Below are 18356 nucleotides of genomic sequence, written 5' to 3'. Positions count from 1 at the left end.
TGCAGAACCTGCCGGTGCGCTTCGCCCTCGACCGGGCCGGTCTGGTCGGTGCCGACGGCGCGACCCATGCGGGCGCGTTCGATCTGGCCTATCTCTGCTGCCTGCCGAACATGACGGTGATGGCGGCCGCCGACGAGGCCGAGCTGGTCCACATGGTGGCGACCGCGCATGCCCACGACAGCGGCCCGATCGCGCTGCGCTATCCCCGCGGCGAGGGCGTCGGCGTCGAGCTTCCCGAGAAGGGCGAGGTTCTGGCCATCGGCCGCGGCCGGGTGGTGCGGCGTCCCGAGGGGGCGCGGGTGGCGCTGCTGTCGCTCGGCACGCGGCTGTCGGAGGCGCTGAAGGCGGCGGACGCCCTGGAGGCCGAGGGCGTGGCGGTGACGGTGGCGGATGCCCGCTTCGCCAAGCCGCTCGACGCGGAGCTGGTGGTGGATCTCGCGAACCACCACGAGGTTCTGGTGACGGTCGAGGAGGGCTCGGTCGGCGGCTTCGGAGCGATGGTGCTGCATCTGCTGGCCGAGCGCGGCGTGCTGGATGCCGGCCAGGTCCGGGTGCGGACCCTGACGCTGCCGGACGTCTACCAGGACCACGACAAGCCGGAGAAGATGTACGCCGAGGCCGGCCTCGACGCCGAGGGCATCCTCAAGGCGGTCCGCGCCGCCCTGCCCGAGCAGAAGAAGGGCAGCCGCACGGGCCGCCTTCGACTGGCTTAAGTGTCTCTCACAAAACGCCCGCTGCGCCGGCGCGCCCGGAGAGGACACCGGCTGTGAACGGGAGGTGTGTGAGGCACTCTAGAGCATCGTCCCGAAAGGTGGTTTCCGGCTTTCGGAAAAAGACGATGCGATTCAAGGATCTAGAGCATCGTCCTGGATCCGATATCCAGGACGATGCTCTAAGTCCGGCCGAGCCATTGCTTGCAGGAGGCACGGCCGTATGGCCCGGCGCGACGAGCGCCGCGCGGAGCGGCCTTGGCCGAGGCGTCTAGCGGAGCGATAGTCAGAGGCCGCGGACGCGGCCGCCGGCGCCTGAGGCCAACAACGAAATGGGCGCGGTGCTTGCCGCACTGCGCCATGAATGAGAGAAGCGCCGCACCGCCTTGGGCCTCCGAATCGGAGACTTGAGCGGCAGCGGCGTTTCCGTTTGCCCAAATCTCCGCCGGTCGGCGGGCGAGGGCGCCCCGGTCGATCACGCGAGCATCATGACAGAGCCGACAAGAAGCGGCCCATTCGAGGCAGGCGCGGTGCTCATCACCGGCGCCAGCGGCTTCCTCGGGGCCGCCCTGGTGGACGTGTTTCGCGCCGCCGGCTTCCGCGTGCGCATCTCCGTGCGCGCCTCCTCGCCGCGCACGAACCTGACCTGGCCCGATGTCGAGATCGTCGAGGCCGACATGCGCGACCGGGCGGCGGTGGCCGCCGCCATGCGGGGCCAGCGCTACCTCGTCCACGCCGCGGCGGATTACCGCCTGTGGGCGCCGGACATGGAAGAGATCGTCCGCACCAACCGCGACGGCACCCGCATCCTCATGGAGGAAGCGCTCAAGGCGGGAATCGAGCGGATCGTCTACACGTCGAGCGTCGCCACCATCAAACCGCACGACGACGGCACCCCCGCCGACGAGACCCGGCCGCTGACGCCCGAGACCGCCATCGGCGCCTACAAGCGCAGCAAGGTCGTGGCCGAACGCGTGGTCGAGGAAATGGTGGCCCGCGACGGGCTGCCCGCCGTCATCGTGAACCCCTCGACGCCGATCGGCCCCCGCGACGTGAAGCCGACGCCGACCGGCCGCATCATCCTCGACGCGGCGCAGGGAAAGATTCCGGCCTTCGTCGATACCGGCCTCAACCTCGCCCACGTGGACGACGTGGCCGCCGGCCATCTGCTGGCCCTCCGAAAAGGCCGGATCGGCGAGCGCTACATCCTCGGCGGCGAGGACGTGATGCTGGCGACCATGCTCGCCGACATCGCGGGCATCGTCGGCCGCAAGGCGCCGACGACGCGGCTGCCCTACGCGGTGATCTACCCGATCGCCTTCCTCTCCGAGCAGATCGCCCGCGTCACCGGCAAGGCGCCGCTCGCCACCATCGACGGCGTGCGCATGTCGAAATACCGGATGTTCTTCTCCGACGCGAAGGCGCGCGCCGAACTCGGCTACACCGCGCGGCCTTACCGCGAGGGGCTGTCGGACGCGATTTCCTGGTTCCGGCAGGCGGGGTACATGAAATGAGCGCCGGCCTTCAGACCGCCACCGACGCCCGCACCGGCAAGGGTCAGCACGACGAGAACTTCCCCGTCGCCTCGCACCTGATCCATCCGAAGAACCGCGGCGCGATCCTGGCCTTCTACAACTATGTCCGCGCCGGCGACGATGTCGCCGACCACACCGGGCTGTCGCCGGAGCGCAAGATCGCGCTTCTCGACGCGCTCGCCGACGCGCTGACCGGCCGGGGCGGCTCCGACCCCTCGGTCGAGCCGTTGAAGCGCGAGCTGGCCGCGCACGGCCTACCGCCGACCCACGCGCTCGAACTCCTCGACGCCTTCCGCATGGATGCGCGCAAGGACCGCTATGCCGACTGGGACGAGCTGATCCATTATTGTCGCTACTCGGCGATGCCGGTGGGCCGCTTCGTCCTCGACGTGCATGGCGAGGACCCGGCCGGCGTGTGGCCGACCTCCGACGCGATCTGCGCCGCGTTGCAGGTGCTCAACCACCTCCAGGATTGCGGCAAGGACTTTCGCAATCTGAACCGCGTCTACATCCCCCTCGACGTCATGGCGAAGCACGGCGCCGACGTGTCGATGCTCGGGCGCGACAAGGCGAGCCCCGAGCTGCTCGCCGTGATCCGCGAACTGGCGCAGCGCACGCTGGACCTGTTGGAGCAGGGCAAGCCGCTGCCCGGTCTCATTGACGATCTGCGCCTGAGCCTGGAGATCGCCGCGATCCATCGCCTCGCCGTCGTGCTGACCAAGGGCCTGCTGATCCGTGATCCGCTCTCCGAAAAGGTCCATCACGGCAAGGCCGGCTTCGCGCTGACCGCCCTCGGCGGCATCGCGGCGACGCTGGTGCGCCGTCCCTTCCGGCCCCGCGCCGCCACAACGAGAGCCGGACGATGAGTGCCGCCGCGACCACGATGCAGGCCGAGACCGGCCCCGCCCTGCCGGCGGCGGGCTCGTCGTTCTACACCGCTATGCGCCTGCTCCCGAAGGAGCGGCGCGAGGCGATGTACGCCGTCTACGCCTTCTGCCGCTCGGTCGACGACGTTGCCGACGACGGCGGTCCCCGCGACCTGCGGGCGGCCGAACTCGACAGCTGGCGCGCCGACATCGACGCGCTCTATGCCGGCCATCCGACCCCGCGGGTGCGCCCGCTGGTCGAGCCGGTGCGCCGCTTCGGCCTCAAGCGCGACGACTTCATCGCCGTCATCGACGGCATGGCGATGGACGCGGCCGAGGACATCGTGGCACCAACCGAGGCGACCCTCGATCTCTATTGCGACCGGGTCGCGAGCGCGGTCGGGCGGCTGTCGGTGCGCATCTTCGGCATGCCGGAGGAGGCGGGCATCCGGCTCGCGTGGCACCAGGGGCGGGCGCTCCAGCTCACCAACATCCTGCGCGACATCGACGAGGACGCCGAGCGCGGGCGCCTCTACCTGCCGATGGAGAAATTCCACAAGATCGGCCTGATGAACCCGACGCCGGAGACGGCTTTGGCCCATCCGCGCCTCGGCGAGGTCTGCGAAGCCGTCGCGGCCGAAGCGCAGGAGCATTACCGCCAGACCTGGGCGATCATCGACAGGAGCCCGCGTCGGGCCACGAAGGCGGCTCGCCTGATGGCTGCGGCCTACAAGCTCTATCTCGATGCCGTGGTCCGCCGCGGCTGGACCGCCCCGCGCGCGCGGGTGAAACCGGGCAAACTCTCGCTCCTCCTCGTCGCCCTGCGCCACGGGATCGTGTGATGACGGAAACCGTTCACGTCGTCGGGGCCGGGCTCGCCGGCCTGTCCGCCGCCGTCTCGCTCGCCGAGATGGGCGTCCATGTCGTGCTGCACGAGGCCGCCAAGCAGGCGGGCGGGCGCTGCCGCTCGTACTACGACCCGTCGCTCGGGCTCGCCATCGACAACGGCAACCACCTGCTGCTCTCGGGCAACCGCTCGACCCTCGACTTCATGGCGAGGATCGGCGCGCCCGAGGACGCGCTGACCGGCCCGGACGAGGCCGCCTTCCCCTTCGCCGACCTGCGCACCGGCGAGCGCTGGACCCTGCGCCCAAATCCCGGCCGCCTGCCGTGGTGGGTGCTGCGCGCCGGGCGCCGCGTCCCGGGCACCCGTGCCCGCGACTATCTCGCGCCGCTCTCACTGATGATGGCGGCTTCCGGCAGCGCGCCGGGCAAGAGCGGCACCATCGGCGAGAAGATGGCCTGCGAGGGCCCGCTCTACGACCGGCTGTGGCACCCGGTGCTGCTCGCCGCCCTCAACACCGATCCGCGCGAGAGCGACGTGGGATTGGCCGCCACGATCCTGCGCGAGACGCTCGGCGCGGGCGGGCGCGCCTGCCGGCCGCTCGTCGCGGTCGAGGGCCTGTCCACCGCCTTCGTCGATCCGGCGCTCCGATATCTCACCGAGCGCGGCGCCGAGATCCGCTACGGCCGCCGCCTGCGCGCGGTGCAGGTCGGCGCGAATCGCGTCGAGCGCCTCGACTTCACCGACGAGCCGACCGAGATCGGCCCGAGCGATTCGGTGGTGCTGGCCCTGCCGCCATGGGTCGTCGAAGATCTGTTGCCCGGCACGCCGACCCCGAAGGCGTTCCGCTCCATCGTCAACGCGCATTTCGCGATGCGCCCGCCCGAGGGCGCGCCGCTGCTGCTGGGCGTCGTCGGCGGGCTCACCGAGTGGCTGTTCGCCTATCCGGACCGGTTCTCGGTCACCATAAGCGGCGCCGACCGGCTGCTCGATGCACCGCGCGAGGAACTGGCCCGCCAGATCTGGCTTGAGATCGCGGAACTCAATGGGGTAGCACGCGAATTGCCTAGCTGGCAGATCGTCAAGGAGAAGCGGGCGACCTTCGCGGCCACGCCCGCGGAAGCCGCGCGGCGCGCAAGTGCCGCGACGCGCACGCCGAATCTCGTTCTGGCGGGTGATTGGACGGAGACGGGCCTGCCCTCGACCATCGAGGGCGCGATCCGCTCCGGGACGAACGCCGCGAACGCACTGTCCCGTCACGGGATGTGCGGGCGGGCACAGGCACAGGGAGTCGCTTGAAGCATGACCACGGCGTCACGACAGTCCGGAGAGGCGACGGCGATGCGCGAGGCGGCAGGCAAGGTCGAGCAGTTGCACCGTCCGAAGACGCGCGACGTGTCCCTCGTCGATGTGGAGCGCGGCGTTCAGGACGCCACCCGCGCCCTTACCGCGATGACGCAGGCCGACGGCCACATCTGCTTCGAACTCGAGGCGGATGCCACCATCCCCTCCGAATACATCCTGTTCCACCAGTTCCGCGGGACCGTGCCGCGCGACGGGCTGGAAGCCAAGATCGGCAATTACCTGCGCCGCACGCAGTCGAAGGCGCATGGCGGCTGGGCGCTCGTCCATGACGGCCCGTTCGACATCAGCGCGACGGTGAAGGCCTATTTCGCCCTCAAGATGATCGGCGACGACATCGAGGCCGCCCATATGCGCGCGGCCCGCAAGGCGATCCTCCAGCGCGGCGGCGCGGCCAATTCCAACGTCTTCACCCGCATCCTGCTGGCGCTCTACGGCGAGGTGCCGTGGCGCGCCGTGCCGGTGATGCCGGTGGAAGTCATGCACCTGCCGAAGTGGTTCCCGTTCCACCTCGACAAGGTGTCGTACTGGGCCCGCTGCACCATGGTGCCGCTCTTCGTCATCCAGGCGAAGAAGCCGCGGGCCAAGAATCCGCGCGGCATCGGCGTGTCCGAACTCTTCGTCACCCCGCCCGAATCGGTGCGCACCTGGCCGGGCTCGCCGCACGCCACTTGGCCGTGGACGCCGATCTTCGGCGCGATCGACCGCGTGCTGCAGCAGACCCAGGACAAGTTCCCCAAGGGCATCCGCCAGCGCGCCATCGACAAGGCCGTGGCCTGGACCAGCGAGCGCCTGAACGGCGAGGACGGCCTGGGCGCCATCTTCCCGGCCATGGTCAACTCGGTGCTGATGTACGAGGTGCTGGGCTATCCGCCGGATCACCCGCAGGTGAAGATCGCCCTGGAAGCGATCGAGAAGCTCGTCGCCGAGAAGGACGACGAGGCCTACGTCCAGCCCTGCCTGTCGCCGGTCTGGGACACGGCGCTCAACAGCCACGCCATGCTGGAAGCCGGCGGCGCCGAGGCCGAAGGGATGGCGCGCGCGGGCCTCGACTGGCTCAAGCCCCTGCAGGTCCTCGACATCAAGGGCGATTGGGCCGAGACCAAGCCGAACGTCCGCCCCGGCGGCTGGGCGTTCCAGTACGCCAACCCGCACTATCCCGATCTCGACGACACCGCCGTCGTCGTGATGGCGATGGACCGCGCCATGCGTCAGCACGGGCTGGTGAGCGGCATGCCGGACTACTCGCAGGCCATCGCCCGCGCTCGCGAATGGGTCGAGGGTCTGCAGAGCGCCGACGGCGGCTGGGCGGCGTTCGACGCCGACAACAACCACCACTACCTCAACCACATCCCGTTCTCGGATCACGGCGCCCTGCTCGACCCGCCGACCGCGGACGTGACCGCCCGCGTCGTCTCGATGCTGTCGCAGCTCGGCGAGACCCGCGCGACGAGCCGCGCGCTCGACCGCGGTGTCACCTACCTGCTCAACGATCAGGAGAAGGACGGGAGCTGGTACGGCCGCTGGGGTATGAACTTCATCTACGGCACGTGGTCGGTGCTCTGCGCGCTCAACGCCGCGGGCGTCGATCCGCAATCGCCGGAGATCCGCAAGGCCGTGGCGTGGTTGATCCGCATCCAGAACCCGGATGGCGGCTGGGGCGAGGACGCCTCGTCCTACAAGCTCAACCCCGAATTCGAGCCGGGCTACTCCACCGCCTCGCAGACGGCCTGGGCGCTGCTGGCCCTCATGGCGGCGGGCGAGGTGGACGATCCGGCGGTGGCCCGCGGGGTCAACTACCTGCTGCGCACGCAAGGCGGGGACGGCCTGTGGAAGGAAGAGCGCTACACCGCGACCGGCTTCCCGCGGGTGTTCTACCTCCGCTACCACGGCTACCCGAAGTTCTTCCCGCTCTGGGCGATGGCGCGCTTCCGCAACCTGAAGCGGGGCAACAGCCGCGAAGTGCAGTTCGGGATGTAGCTCCAAAACCCTCCCCCCTCTGCGGGGGAGGGTTTTGGTGGTGGGTTTCATGATCCCCTGGGAACACCTCGACACCGCCCCGATCCCCGGCGAGGCCGGCAGCTTGCGGCTGATGCGGCGGGGCAGCGAGTTCTCGATCCAGCTCGACCGCAACGAACTCATGAACAGCCGCCTCTTCGGCTCGGAGGAGGCGCTGGCCCGGCTCGCCGCCGAGCGAGTCGCGAAGGTGGCCACGCCGCGGGTGCTGATCGGCGGCTACGGCATGGGCTTTACGCTGCGCGCGGCGCTCGACCATCTCCCGCCCAAAGCTGCGATCACCGTCGCCGAGATCGTACCGGCGGTGTTGGCCTGGGCCCGCGGGCCGATGGCGGAGCTGACCGGCCCGAGCCTGGACGATCCCCGCGTGGCGATCCGCGAGGCCGACGTGGCGGCGGTGATCCGGGAGAAGGGCAACGCCTTCGATGCCATCCTCCTCGATGTCGATAACGGCCCCGACGGCCTCACCCGCGCGGCCAACGACCGCCTTTACGATGCCGCCGGCCTTGCCGCCGCGCGCGCGGCCCTGCGTCCGCACGGCGTGCTCGCGGTGTGGTCGGCCCATCCCGACGCGGCCTTCACGCGGCGTCTCGGGCAGGCGGGCTTTGCCGTTGAGGAGGTGGCCAGCCGGGCGCGGGGCAAGCGCGGGGCGCGGCACGTGATCTGGCTCGCCGGGCGCCGCTGATCGCCCACGCCCCACCCGCATGAGAGGCGCGCAGGTGAGAGCGGCGACGCCCTCATGGTGAATGACGAATATTGATCGGCACTGCGGCGTATCAGCGGATCGAGAGCATGTTGTTCTCTCTCAAGCATCCCCCGGAGATCTTGCTTCTCATCAAATTTCAGTGACGATCCACTTGCGGCCGCCGTCATAAAACTGTGCCTCGCTCTTTCTCACCGCAGACGCCATCTCTGCGGGGCCGCTGAGCGAGGGTCGTATGAGGGAGCGGGACCACGTCGGCAGGCGGTGTATCGAGAAGCGAGGATGTCCATGCAGGTGGACGTTGCGGTGTCGAGCGTGCCCGATATCGGGAGCGCAGTTGCCAACTTAAGATGGATTGGGATTCTCCGCGTCGTCGGCGCGGCCTTGGTCGCGCTGGGCGTGGGGCTGGAACTGGTCGGTGAAGTGCTCGGCCACCCCTCGGAGCAAACCTTGCGCTCCGCGCGCGAGGCGGAGATCGCCAGCCTGACGATGCAGGTGGAGGAGTTGCGGCGCGTGGCCGGAGACGGCCTGAGCGCTCAGAGGAACTATGCGGGTGCCGATCGGCCGACGGTCTCGGCACCCGCGCAGGAGCCCGGCCGGTCGGATCGACGACCCGTCGCACTCGCGCTGGAGCCTGAAGGTTCCGGTGATCGAGCGGGGGCGCTGTCCGACGACGTCGAATCCGGTTCGGTGAACGACAGCACGCCATAACGACGATCCGGCGCCGTATCCGATATGGCGCCGGGAGAGGGGCGGCTCAGCCGCGCCAAGCGATCGGTTCTGGTCGATGGCGGCGGCGGGAGCTTCGAACGACCCTGCAAACCGACTTCGGCCGGTCGAAGTCACGGTGTCGGACTTTGATCATCGGCCCACGGCCGAGAAATCCAGAGCCGCCCCGAAAGGTGGCTTCCGGCTTTCGCGCAGAATTCTCAGGGAAGCCTCAAGCCCCCCGGCGCGCCATCAGCTGCTCGATCAGCGTCGCGCCGGTCTCCAGCGCGGCTAGTTCCTCGGCCACCGCCGCCACCGTCTCGGCGATCTGCTCGGGCGTGTGCTCGGAGGTCATGAAGAAGCGCAGGCGCGAGGAGCGCTCCGGCACCGCCGGGTGGATGATCGGCTGCACGTTGATGCCGCGCTTGAACAGGCGGTCGGACAGGGTCACGGCTTTCAGCGAATCACCGACGATCACCGGGATCACCGCGAGGCCGAGGCTCGAGCCCGTGTTGAGGCCGCGCTTCTTGGCCGCCGCGAGGAACAGCCCGCCGTTGCGGCGCAGGCGCTCCACGCGCTCGGGCTCGGCCTGCATCACCGAGAGGGCGGCGTCGGCGGCGGCGGCGAGCGGCGGGGACATGCCGACGCTGTAGAGGAAGCCGCCCGCGGTGCATTTCAGGTACTCGATCAGCACCGCCGGGCCACAGACATAGCCGCCGCAGGACGAGAGCGTCTTCGACAGCGTGCCCATCCAGATGTCGACGTCGGCGGCGTCTACCCCGCAATGCTCGTGCAGGCCGGCACCGGTGCGGCCGAGCACGCCGAGGCCGTGGGCGTCGTCCACCATCAGCCAGCAATCGAAGCGGCGCTTCAGCTCGACGAAGGCGGCCAGGTCCGGCGCGTCGCCGTCCATGCTGTAGAGGCCCTCGATCACGATCAGCGCCCGGCGATGCTCGTGGCGCGTCGCCTCGAGCAGCTTCTCCAGGGAAGCCGGATCGTTATGGGCGAAGGAGCGGCGCTGCGCGCCGGAGAGCTGGGCGCCGGTCACGACGCTGTTGTGGATCAGCGCATCGTGGAAGATCACGTCCGCCGGCTCCAGCATGGCGCCGATGGCGGTAACGTTGGTGGCGTGGCCGCTCACCATGATCACGCAGGCTTCCGTGCCGTAATGCGAGGCCAGCGCCTTTTCGAGCTTGAGGTGGACCGGCCGCTCGCCCGCCACCAATCGGCTCGCCGAGGCCGAGGTGCCGAACGTCTCGATCGCCTTGCGCGCGGCCCCGCTCACCGCCGGGTGCCCGTTGAGGCCGAGATAATCGTAGGACGAGTAGTTGGCGAAGACCTTGCCGTCGATCCGCGTGGTCGCCGCCGCGCGGGTGTCGTGGACGCGGAAGAACGGGTTGTTCAGGCCGATCAGATCGGCGGCCGAGCGCTGGAGCTTCAGTTCGCGGTAGCCCGTCAGCTTCTCGAAGCTCTGGTGCTCGGAGCGCGTCGGCGCCTTGGCTTCAGCAGTAGCCTCGGGCCGGGCCGCGTTGGCGCGGCCGAGCCGGTTGGTGACGAAGCCGGCGAGCGCGGCGCGGCCATCCTGCGGACGTGACGACTGGGTCATGGCAGGATCTCTTTGATGTCCGCGACGTTCCGTTCGACCAGCTCGTTGAACGGCACCAGCGTCGCCGCGTCGAGATTGCTGACGTGCTTCGAGGAGAGGCTGAGCGTCACACCCGCCGCCTCGTCGACCGGGGCGGCGACCGCCTGAATCAGCGTCTCGGTCAGCTCGTTGACGGTCAGGCCGGACGAGATGCCCGCGGGCGGGGCGTCGAGGGCGAAGCGCTCCTGCAGGCTGGCGCCGAGTTCGACCCCCATCAGCGAATCGAGGCCGATCTCGGAGAGCTGGCGGACGCGGCTGATGTCGTCCTTGGGCAGGCGCAGGATGCGGGCGATGTCCTCGACGATGGCGTCGGCCACCACTTTCCGAACGGCGTCGATGTCCGTGCCCCGCAGGAGGGCTGCGATGTTGATCGTGGTGACCGCGCCGGATTCCGCCTGCTGGTCGGTGCCGAGGCTGCCGTAGCTCGGCGAGCGGAGCGTCGCCAGGCGCTCGCGCGCCTTGCCCCAATGCATGGCGGCGATCGCGATCACGCCCTCGTCGGCGGCCGGACCCTGGCCTTCCAGCGCCTCGGCCATCAGGTCGAGGCAGCGGCGCGCCTCCATCGGCGTGACGCCGACGCGGGAGGCCAGCGTGTCCATCACGCCCTTGTTGCGGGCGAGCACGCCGACATCGCCGATGGCGCCCCAGGCGACCGCGAGCGCGGGCAGACCGAGCTTGCGCCGCTGGCGGGCCAGCCCCTCCATGAAGCCGTTGGCGGCGACGTAACTGCCCTGGCCCGGATTGCCGATGAAGGTCGTGGCGGAGGAGAACAGCACGAAGTAGTCGAGCGCCCGGTCGCGGGTGGCAGCGTCGAGATGGGTCGCGCCGATCACCTTCGGGGCGATCACCGCGTCCAGCGTCTCGGGCTCGATCGCCGCGATCAGGCCGTCCTGCAGCACCATCGCGCCGTGGATCACGCCCGCGAGTGTGTCACCGCCCTTCTCGATGCCGGCGATCAGCGCATCGACCGCCTTGCGGCTGGCGATGTCGCAAGCCTTGGCCTCGACACGGACGCCGCGGGCCGTCAGCTCGGCGATGACCTCGCGACCCTCGTCGCTCGGCTTGCCGGAGCGGCCGACGAGCAGGATGCGCTTGGCCCCGCGGTCGGCGAGCCAGCGGGCCGCCTCGATGCCGAAGCCGCCGAGGCCCCCGGTGATCAGATGAACACCCTCGGCGCTCACCGTGAAGGCGTTGCGCTGGATGCGGGCGACGCTGCCGGGCGCCGGCGGCGTCACGACGATCTTACCCACATGCCCGGATTGCTGCATCAGCCGGAAGGCGTCCGAGGTCTCCTCGGCGGCAAACGGCTGGTAGGGCAACGGGCGTAAGCCCCCGTCGGCGAAGAGCGCCATCACCTCGCGGAACATCCGCGCGCCGTCCTCGCCCTGGTGCTGGAGCACCTGATCGAGATCGACGCCGAAATACGAGAGGTTCCGGCGGAACGGGCGCAGGCCGATATGGGTGTTGGCGACGTAGTCGCGCTTGCCCAGCTCCACGAAGCGGCCAAACGGGCGCAGGCAGTTCAGCGAGCGCTCCATCATCTCGCCGAACAGCGAGTTGAGCACGACGTCGACGCCGTCGCCGGTGATGCGGCGGACATCGTCGACGAAGGCGAGCGAACGGGAATCGAGCACGTGCTCGGCGCCGAGCGCCTCGACGAGCGCCCGCTTCTCGCGCGAGCCCGCGGTGGCGATGACGCGGGCGCCCTTCCATTGGGCGATCTGAAGCGCGGCCAGTCCCACGCCGCCCGCGCCGCCATGGACCAGCAGCCACTCGCCCTTGCGCAGGCGAGCGCAGGTCACGAGCGCGTAATAGGCGGTGAGGAAGGCGACCGGCACGGTGGCGGCGGCGGACGGGTCGAGCCCCTCCGGCATCGGCGCCACGACCATCTCGGGCACGACCACGTGGGTGGCGAAGCCCGACTGGGCGAAGGCGACGACGGGATCGCCGACCTTGAAATCGACCACGCCGGGACCGACCGCGACGATGCGGCCCGAGACTTCGAGGCCGAGCCGGGGCCCGGCGAAGCCATCCTCCAGGATCTCTTCCGGGAGCATGGAGAGCGCCCAGAGCACGTCGCGGAAGTTGAGGCCGGTGGCGGCCACCGCGATCTCGACCTCGCCCGCGCCGGGGGCGGCGCGCTCGGCCGGGCCCCAGACCATCTCGTTGAGGCCGCCGGTGTTGGAGCGCTCCAGCCGCGCCGCCGGGGCGGCGTCCCCGCCCGTGCCCGCGGCACGGCCGGGATGGAAGCGCACGACGCGGGTGGCGTCGGCGTCGAGCACGATCTCGGTCTCCGGCGTGCCGGACAGGATCAGGGCCCGCAGGCGCTCGGCGGCGAGCTTCGAGGACAGGGACGGGGCGAGATCGACCCGGCGGATGTCGAGGTTGGCCGTCTCGTTGGCGAGCGTCCGGCTGAAGGCCCAGACGCCGGCCTCGACGGCCGCGGTCGCCCCGCCCGCATCGCGGGTCGCGCCCGGCGCGATCACCCAGAGGCGGGTCTGGCGGTTGCCGAGATGCTCGGCGCAGCGCTTGAGGCTGAGGCAGCGGTCGCGCAGGCGGGCGGACGCTTCTCCGTCCTGGGCGAAGGCGCCGGCGAGGAACACGACGGTGTCGGGGGTCTCGCGCTCCAGTTCCAGCAGCGACTGCGCGGAATCGAGGATGATCGAGACGTGGACGCCGCTCGCGATCAGGAGCGTGGCCAGCGACGAGGCGGTCTCGGCACCGAAGGCGTCGTCCGAGCCGACGACGAAGGCGAAGCTCTGGCCGTGGCCGGAGACCGGCCGGGCCGGGGCCTCGGCGACGAGGAGCAGGTCGCCGCCATTGGGCGAGACCGCCCGGTCGGCGGACACACGCACGAGGCCCGTGGCGCTAAGCGTCCGCTGCCAGCCGGTGACGTCGGGCAGGCGCGAGAGCGGCTGGTCGGGCACGATCTCAGAGAACCAGTCGGGCGTGAGACCGAAGACGAGGTCGCGGAACAGCGAGGCGCCGGGCTCGACGGCGATCAGCAGGCCGCCGGTGGCGAGCGCGGCGCCGATCCGGCCCGGCAGGCTGGCTTCCGCCCGGTGCAGCACGTCGCTGGCGAGCACGAGGTCGAAGGAATCGGCCGGCAAGTCCTCGGCGGATTCGATGACGGCGACGCGGGTATCGAGGGCGAGGCGCGCGCGCTCGGCCAGACGGCGATCGGTCTCCAGCACGGTGAGGACGGCGCCGGTCTGCCGGGCGAAGGTAGCGGCGAGCGCCGAGAGCGGGCCGAAGCCGACCTGCAGGATGCGCAGGGCCCGGTCGCGGGGCAGGCGCTCGCGGCTGCGCTCGACGATGTCGGCCACCGTCGCGGCCGAGGCGCGGGCGGTGGCGCTGCGCAGGTGGAACGCGTCCAAAGCCGCGGGCGGCAAGCTCGCGGAGGCGACGGGCTCGCCGGCGAGCAGGCGGGCGACCAGCGCCGTGGTGTCGGCGAGGAGCACCAGCTCGGCGGACAGCTCGGGCTGGTCCGCCGCGATCCAGCGCATGGTCTCTTCGGGGGAGGGCAGGGTCACGTCCTGCCGGATGCGCCAGCGGCCGCCGTCGCGCCCGCGGGTGTCGTGGCTGGCGAGCCCGCTGCTCTCCAGGGCGTAGAGGGCGTTGACCGCCCAGGGGCGCAGCGAGGCGGGCAGGCGCGGGTCGGCGAGATCGACGGCACCGTTGCGGGTCAGGCCCTCGGCGAGGCGGTAGGCAAGGGCCGTCGCCCAGCCTTCGAGCAAGAGGTGGCCCGGCCCGAGTTCGGCATCGCTCGGAGCGGTGGCGCCGGCCAGCGACGGGCGCAGGCGCTCGGCCAGAGCCGGACGGCGCTCCAGCGGCAGGGCGGTCGGTTCGGTGGCGAGTTCCCGGACCTGCGCGATGGCGTAGGCATCGAGGTCGCTGCCGGACTTGGCGCGCAGGGCCTGGAACCGGCCCTCGCGGATGGTGGCGATCACCTCGCCCTCGGCATCGAGGAGGGTGAAGTCGGCCAGGATCGAGCGCTCGTTGCAGCGACGGGTGCGGATCTCGGCCCGCGCGATCACGGCGCCGGGACGCAGCAGGCGGATCTCGCCGAACCGCACCGGGACGTAGGCCTTGGTGGCCCCCTCGCCCATCAGCTCGGCGAAGAGCAGGATCAGGCCGTGGAAGCAGGAATCGAGGCGCGAGGGCACGAGGCCGTAGCGGGAATCGGCCTCACCGGGCTTCAGTTCGGAGACGATGGTGGTCTCGTCGATGCGCGCGGAGGCGGCGACCTGCCGGAAGCTCTCGCCGAATCCGAGGCCGGAGGCGAGCGCGCGGCGATAGAGATCCTCGCCCGCGACCGCATGGTCCGCCGGGAGGCTCACCTCGCGACGCGCAGGCGCCGGGAAGTCGCCCTCGATGATCTTGGCCGAGGCGTGGAGCTGCCATGCGGCCTGGGTCAGGCGGGGCCGGCTGAGGATCTGGATCTGATGGCCGGACAGGCGCACCAGCACTTCGCGCAAGGATTCCTCGGCAAAGACCATGGGGGCCACGATCTCGACATCGGCCAGCGTCGCCACGTCCGAGCGAAGCGACTCGCGGGCCACATGCAGCGCCATCTCGACGAAGGCGGCGCCGGGCAGGATCACCTGACCGTCGATGCGGTGGTCTTCGAGGTCGGGCACGAGGGCCGGATCGAGATGGCCGTGCCATTCGAGGGCGTCGTGGCCGGCGCGGGCGCCGACCAGCGGATGGTAGGGCCGCGGCACGGCCGCACCCACGACCTCTGCGGTCTCGCCGAGGCGGAAGGAACGGCGCTGCCAGGGATAGAGCGGCAGGCTGACGGAGCCGGCCGGATCGTCGCCGAACAGCAGCGTCTCGTCGACGCGGGCGCCCGCCACCAGGGCGGCGGCGACGGCCTTGGCGATCGGGTCGGCGCCCGCCGGCTTGCGGTGGAGCACGCCGACCGAGGCGACCTCGATGCCGAGCGGTTCGACGGCGTCGCCGATATGCGGCAGCAGCGTCGCGCGCGGGCCGACCTCGACGAAGACGCGGGCGCCCTGGCGGGTCGCCTCCTGCAGCGCCTCGCAGAAGCGCACCGGCTCGCGGATGTTGCGCCACCAGTAGCCCGCGCCGAAGCGGGCGCCGGGCAGCACCGTACCGGTCACGGTGGAGACCATGGCGGTGTGGCCGGCCGACGCCTTGAGGCCGTCGAGGTCGCGCAGCAGCGGACGCTCGGTCGGGTCCATCAGGCGGCCGTGGAAGGGATATTCGAGGTCGAGCTTGCGCCCGCGGCGGCGCTTGCGCGTGAGCGCCTTCATGGCGGCTTCGATCGCGGCCTCGGGGCCGGCGACCGTGATCGCCTTCGGGCTGTTGTAGGCGGCGATGTCGAGGGTCGGATAGTCGGCGAGGAACGCCTCCATCTCCTCGACCGGCCCGAGCAGCACCGCCATGGTGCCGAAGCCCCGCGTCGTCTCCTGATGCTTGCTGCGGTGGAAGATGACCCGGACGGCCTGCTCCAGGCTGAGGATGCCGGCGGCTTCCGCCGCGGCGATCTCGCCGACGCTGTGGCCGAGCACGAAATTCGGCGCGAGGCCCTTGGCGCGGAGCGCCGCGGTCGAGGCGGTCTGGATTGCGAAGATGAGCGGCTGCGACACCCGCGTCAGCGACAGGCGCTGGTCGAGATCGTCGGCGAACATCGCTTCCTTGAGCGACCAGCCGGACAGCGGGGCGAAGAGCGCGTCGGCACGGTCGAAGCGCTCGCGGAAGACGGCGTTGCCGTCATAGGCCTCGCGGCCCATGCCGACCCACTGGCTGCCGTTGCCCGAATAGACGAAGGCGATATCGGCGCTGCGCTCGACCGCCTGACCGACGACCGCCGCGTCGTCGTCCTCGCCCTCGGCCAGCGTACGGAGGGCGGCGGCGAGGTCGATGCCGGCATTCAGCGGCGCGGCCAGCCGCACGGGCAGACGCTCGCGGCGATGGGCGGCGGCGGCGGCGACGCGGGTGGTCTCTTCCGGCGAGGCCGCATCCAGACGGGCGGCGTAATCGAGGGCGAGATCGTTGAGCGCCGCGCGGCTCTGGGCCGAGAGCAGAAGCAGCTCCGGGGCACGGCCCGCCTCGGCCTCGGCCGCGGTGGCGACGGGGCCCGCATCAGTCAGGACGACGTGCGCGTTGGTGCCGCCGAAGCCGAAGGAATTGACGCCGGCGAAGCGCTCCGGCCCGCGGGTCAGCGCCAGCGGGGCGCGGTTGACCGCAAGGTTGAGAGCCTCGAACGGGATGTCGGGGTTCAGCTCGGCTGCGTGCAGCGAGGCCGGGAACAGGTCGTGTTCCAGGGCAAGGCTCGCCTTGAGCAGGCCGGCGAGGCCCGAGACCGGCTCGGTATGGCCGATATTGGTCTTGATCGAGCCGATCGGCAGCGGGGCTTGGCGCGTCTTGCCGAGCTTGCTTCCGATGGCGCCGGCCTCGATCGGATCGCCGACCGGCGTGCCGGTGCCGTGGGCCTCGACGAAGGCAATGGTGTTCGGATCGATGCCGGCCTGGCGGTAGACCTGTTCGAGCAGCGCGGCCTGGGCGTTGCCGGAGGGCAGGGTGATGCCGGTGGTGCGTCCGTCCGAGTTGACGCCGCTCGCCGCGATCCGGCCCCGCACGGTGCGCCCGGAGCGGGCGGCGGCTTCGGCCGATTGCAGGATCAGGACGACGCCGCCCTCGGCGCGCACGTAGCCGTCGGCATTCGCCGAGAAGGCCTGGCACAGGCCGGTGCGCGACAGCATCTGCGCGTTGGAGAAGGAGATGAAGTTGAACGGGCTCACGAGCAGGCTCGCGCCCGCCACCACGGCGGTGTCGACCTGACCGGCCTCGATCGCCGTGATCGCGGCGTTGAGCGCGACCAGCGAGGACGAGCAGGCGGTGTCGAGGGTGAAGCTCGGCCCCTTCAGGTCGAAGATGTAGGAGATGCGGTTCGAGATGATCGAGAGCGTGTTGCCGGTCGCGGCGTAGGCGTCGCTGGAGGCCGGATCGAGGACGCGCAGGTTGCCGTAATCGAGCGAGGAGGCGCCGACGAACACGCCGATATCCGAGCCCGCGACCGCGGACGGACGCAGGCCCGCGTCTTCCAGGGCTTCCCAGGTGAGTTCGAGCAGCAACCGCTGCTGCGGGTCCATCTGCTCGGCCTCGCGGGGCGAGATTCCGAACACGCCAGGATCGAACGACCAGATGTCGTCGAGGATGCCCGCGGCCCAGGTGTAGCTCTTGCCGCGCTCCTGCGCCCGCGGATGGGCATAGGCCGGCAGCGACCAACGGTCGTCGGGGATGCGCGAGACGGCGCAGCGGCCCTCGGTGAGAAGCTGCCACAACCCCTCGACGCTGGAGGCGCCGGGCAGGCGGCACGCGCGGCCGACGATCGCGATGTCTTTGCGGTTTGTCACGTCGATCCGTTACGCTCGTGATTCCGATGCGGGCACCGGCGCCGGGAGCAACCGCAGAGTCGAAGCTCTAATACGGTCCCCCGGCCGCTCCAACCCGCGCGGTCGCCTCATCCCCCTTAATCCATAAGATGGGGAGATTGTGTGGCGCGTATTCATCAGTCGATGCGCGGGGGTATGCCGAAACGGCCCAGACCTGGACTGCCGAACGTTAGTCTCGGCAGCCCACCTCGCGGGCGAGTTCGGCCACATTTTCGCCGCGAGTCTGCCGAGGGCCCGCTGAAGACTTCGAAAGATCTAGTCTCGCGGCCTGCAAGCAGTGCGCGAGCGGGTGACGGATCGAGCCTGATCCGACGGCGCTCGCCGAAGATGTCACCGGACGGCCGAGAGAACAACCGCACTGCAACATCGCCGATCATGCGTCCGCGTTCGGAGACCGGGCGAGCCGGCCCGGCCCCAAACGCGGCCTGCACTAGACGACGCCGATGCCGGAGTACTGGAATCCGTGTTTGTCGGCTTCGGCGGGGGAGTAGACGTTGCGCAGATCGACCATGACGGGGGCGTTCATCAGCCCCTTCAGGCGCGGCA

At 70.6% G+C, this 18356-nt stretch carries 10 protein-coding genes; 8 read left to right on the top strand and 2 right to left on the bottom strand.

The annotated features are described in order from the left end of the window. The 8 genes from BM140_RS24375 to BM140_RS24340 form a co-directional block, all read left to right on the top strand. The coding region (locus BM140_RS24375; protein WP_280142627.1) for a transketolase C-terminal domain-containing protein at positions 1-713 on the top strand (713 nt) is incomplete at its 5' end. A 485-nt stretch (positions 714-1198) separates the two neighbouring features. Further along, positions 1199-2224, top strand: coding sequence for a hopanoid-associated sugar epimerase (hpnA, locus tag BM140_RS24370; protein ID WP_091952009.1), 1026 nt, complete (start codon positions 1199-1201; stop codon positions 2222-2224). After that, positions 2221-3111, top strand: a complete 891-nt coding sequence (hpnC, locus tag BM140_RS24365) for a squalene synthase HpnC (protein ID WP_091952007.1) — start codon at positions 2221-2223, stop codon at positions 3109-3111. Before hpnA ends, hpnC begins: the two co-directional genes overlap by 4 nt. Beyond that, positions 3108-3953 (top strand): presqualene diphosphate synthase HpnD, encoded by an 846-nt coding sequence (gene hpnD, locus BM140_RS24360; RefSeq protein WP_091952004.1) that lies wholly within the window; start codon positions 3108-3110, stop codon positions 3951-3953. Before hpnC ends, hpnD begins: the two co-directional genes overlap by 4 nt. Next, the gene (hpnE, locus tag BM140_RS24355) at positions 3953-5254 is read left to right on the top strand and encodes a hydroxysqualene dehydroxylase HpnE (protein ID WP_091952001.1); all 1302 of its coding nucleotides are present in this window, start codon (positions 3953-3955) and stop codon (positions 5252-5254) included. Before hpnD ends, hpnE begins: the two co-directional genes overlap by 1 nt. Positions 5255-5296: 42 nt before the next feature. Then, on the top strand, positions 5297-7297 hold the full coding sequence (gene shc, locus BM140_RS24350; RefSeq protein WP_091952000.1) for a squalene--hopene cyclase: 2001 nt from the start codon (positions 5297-5299) through the stop codon (positions 7295-7297). A gap of 49 nt (positions 7298-7346) precedes the next feature. Continuing rightward, positions 7347-8018: a spermidine synthase gene (locus BM140_RS24345; RefSeq protein ID WP_091951996.1), complete on the top strand. Its 672-nt coding sequence runs from the start codon at positions 7347-7349 to the stop codon at positions 8016-8018. A 300-nt stretch (positions 8019-8318) separates the two neighbouring features. After that, positions 8319-8747 (top strand): hypothetical protein, encoded by a 429-nt coding sequence (locus BM140_RS24340; protein ID WP_091951994.1) that lies wholly within the window; start codon positions 8319-8321, stop codon positions 8745-8747. A 229-nt stretch (positions 8748-8976) separates the two neighbouring features. Here BM140_RS24340 and BM140_RS24335 read toward each other — a convergent pair whose 3' ends face one another. Next, positions 8977-10350, bottom strand: a complete 1374-nt coding sequence (locus BM140_RS24335) for an aminotransferase class I/II-fold pyridoxal phosphate-dependent enzyme (protein ID WP_091951992.1) — start codon at positions 10348-10350, stop codon at positions 8977-8979. Next, positions 10347-17771, bottom strand: coding sequence for a type I polyketide synthase (locus BM140_RS24330; RefSeq protein ID WP_091951990.1), 7425 nt, complete (start codon positions 17769-17771; stop codon positions 10347-10349). Before BM140_RS24330 ends, BM140_RS24335 begins: the two co-directional genes overlap by 4 nt. Positions 17772-18356: the final 585 nt, after the last annotated feature.

This window comes from Methylorubrum salsuginis (assembly GCF_900114375.1).
Taxonomy (GTDB): Bacteria; Pseudomonadota; Alphaproteobacteria; order Rhizobiales; family Beijerinckiaceae; genus Methylobacterium; species Methylobacterium salsuginis.
This window is presented reverse-complemented; position numbering and strand designations above follow the sequence as displayed.

Bases quoted from the DNA above. Each gene is read 5' to 3' on its own strand.
- hpnA (WP_091952009.1), top strand. From the start codon at position 1,199: ATGACAGAGCCGACAAGAAGCGGCCCATTCGAGGCAGGCGCGGTGCTC.
- hpnC (WP_091952007.1), top strand. From the start codon at position 2,221: ATGAGCGCCGGCCTTCAGACCGCCACCGACGCCCGCACCGGCAAGGGT.
- hpnD (WP_091952004.1), top strand. From the start codon at position 3,108: ATGAGTGCCGCCGCGACCACGATGCAGGCCGAGACCGGCCCCGCCCTG.
- hpnE (WP_091952001.1), top strand. From the start codon at position 3,953: ATGACGGAAACCGTTCACGTCGTCGGGGCCGGGCTCGCCGGCCTGTCC.
- shc (WP_091952000.1), top strand. From the start codon at position 5,297: ATGCGCGAGGCGGCAGGCAAGGTCGAGCAGTTGCACCGTCCGAAGACG.
- BM140_RS24345 (WP_091951996.1), top strand. From the start codon at position 7,347: ATGATCCCCTGGGAACACCTCGACACCGCCCCGATCCCCGGCGAGGCC.
- BM140_RS24340 (WP_091951994.1), top strand. From the start codon at position 8,319: ATGTCCATGCAGGTGGACGTTGCGGTGTCGAGCGTGCCCGATATCGGG.
- BM140_RS24335 (WP_091951992.1), bottom strand. From the start codon at position 10,350: ATGACCCAGTCGTCACGTCCGCAGGATGGCCGCGCCGCGCTCGCCGGC.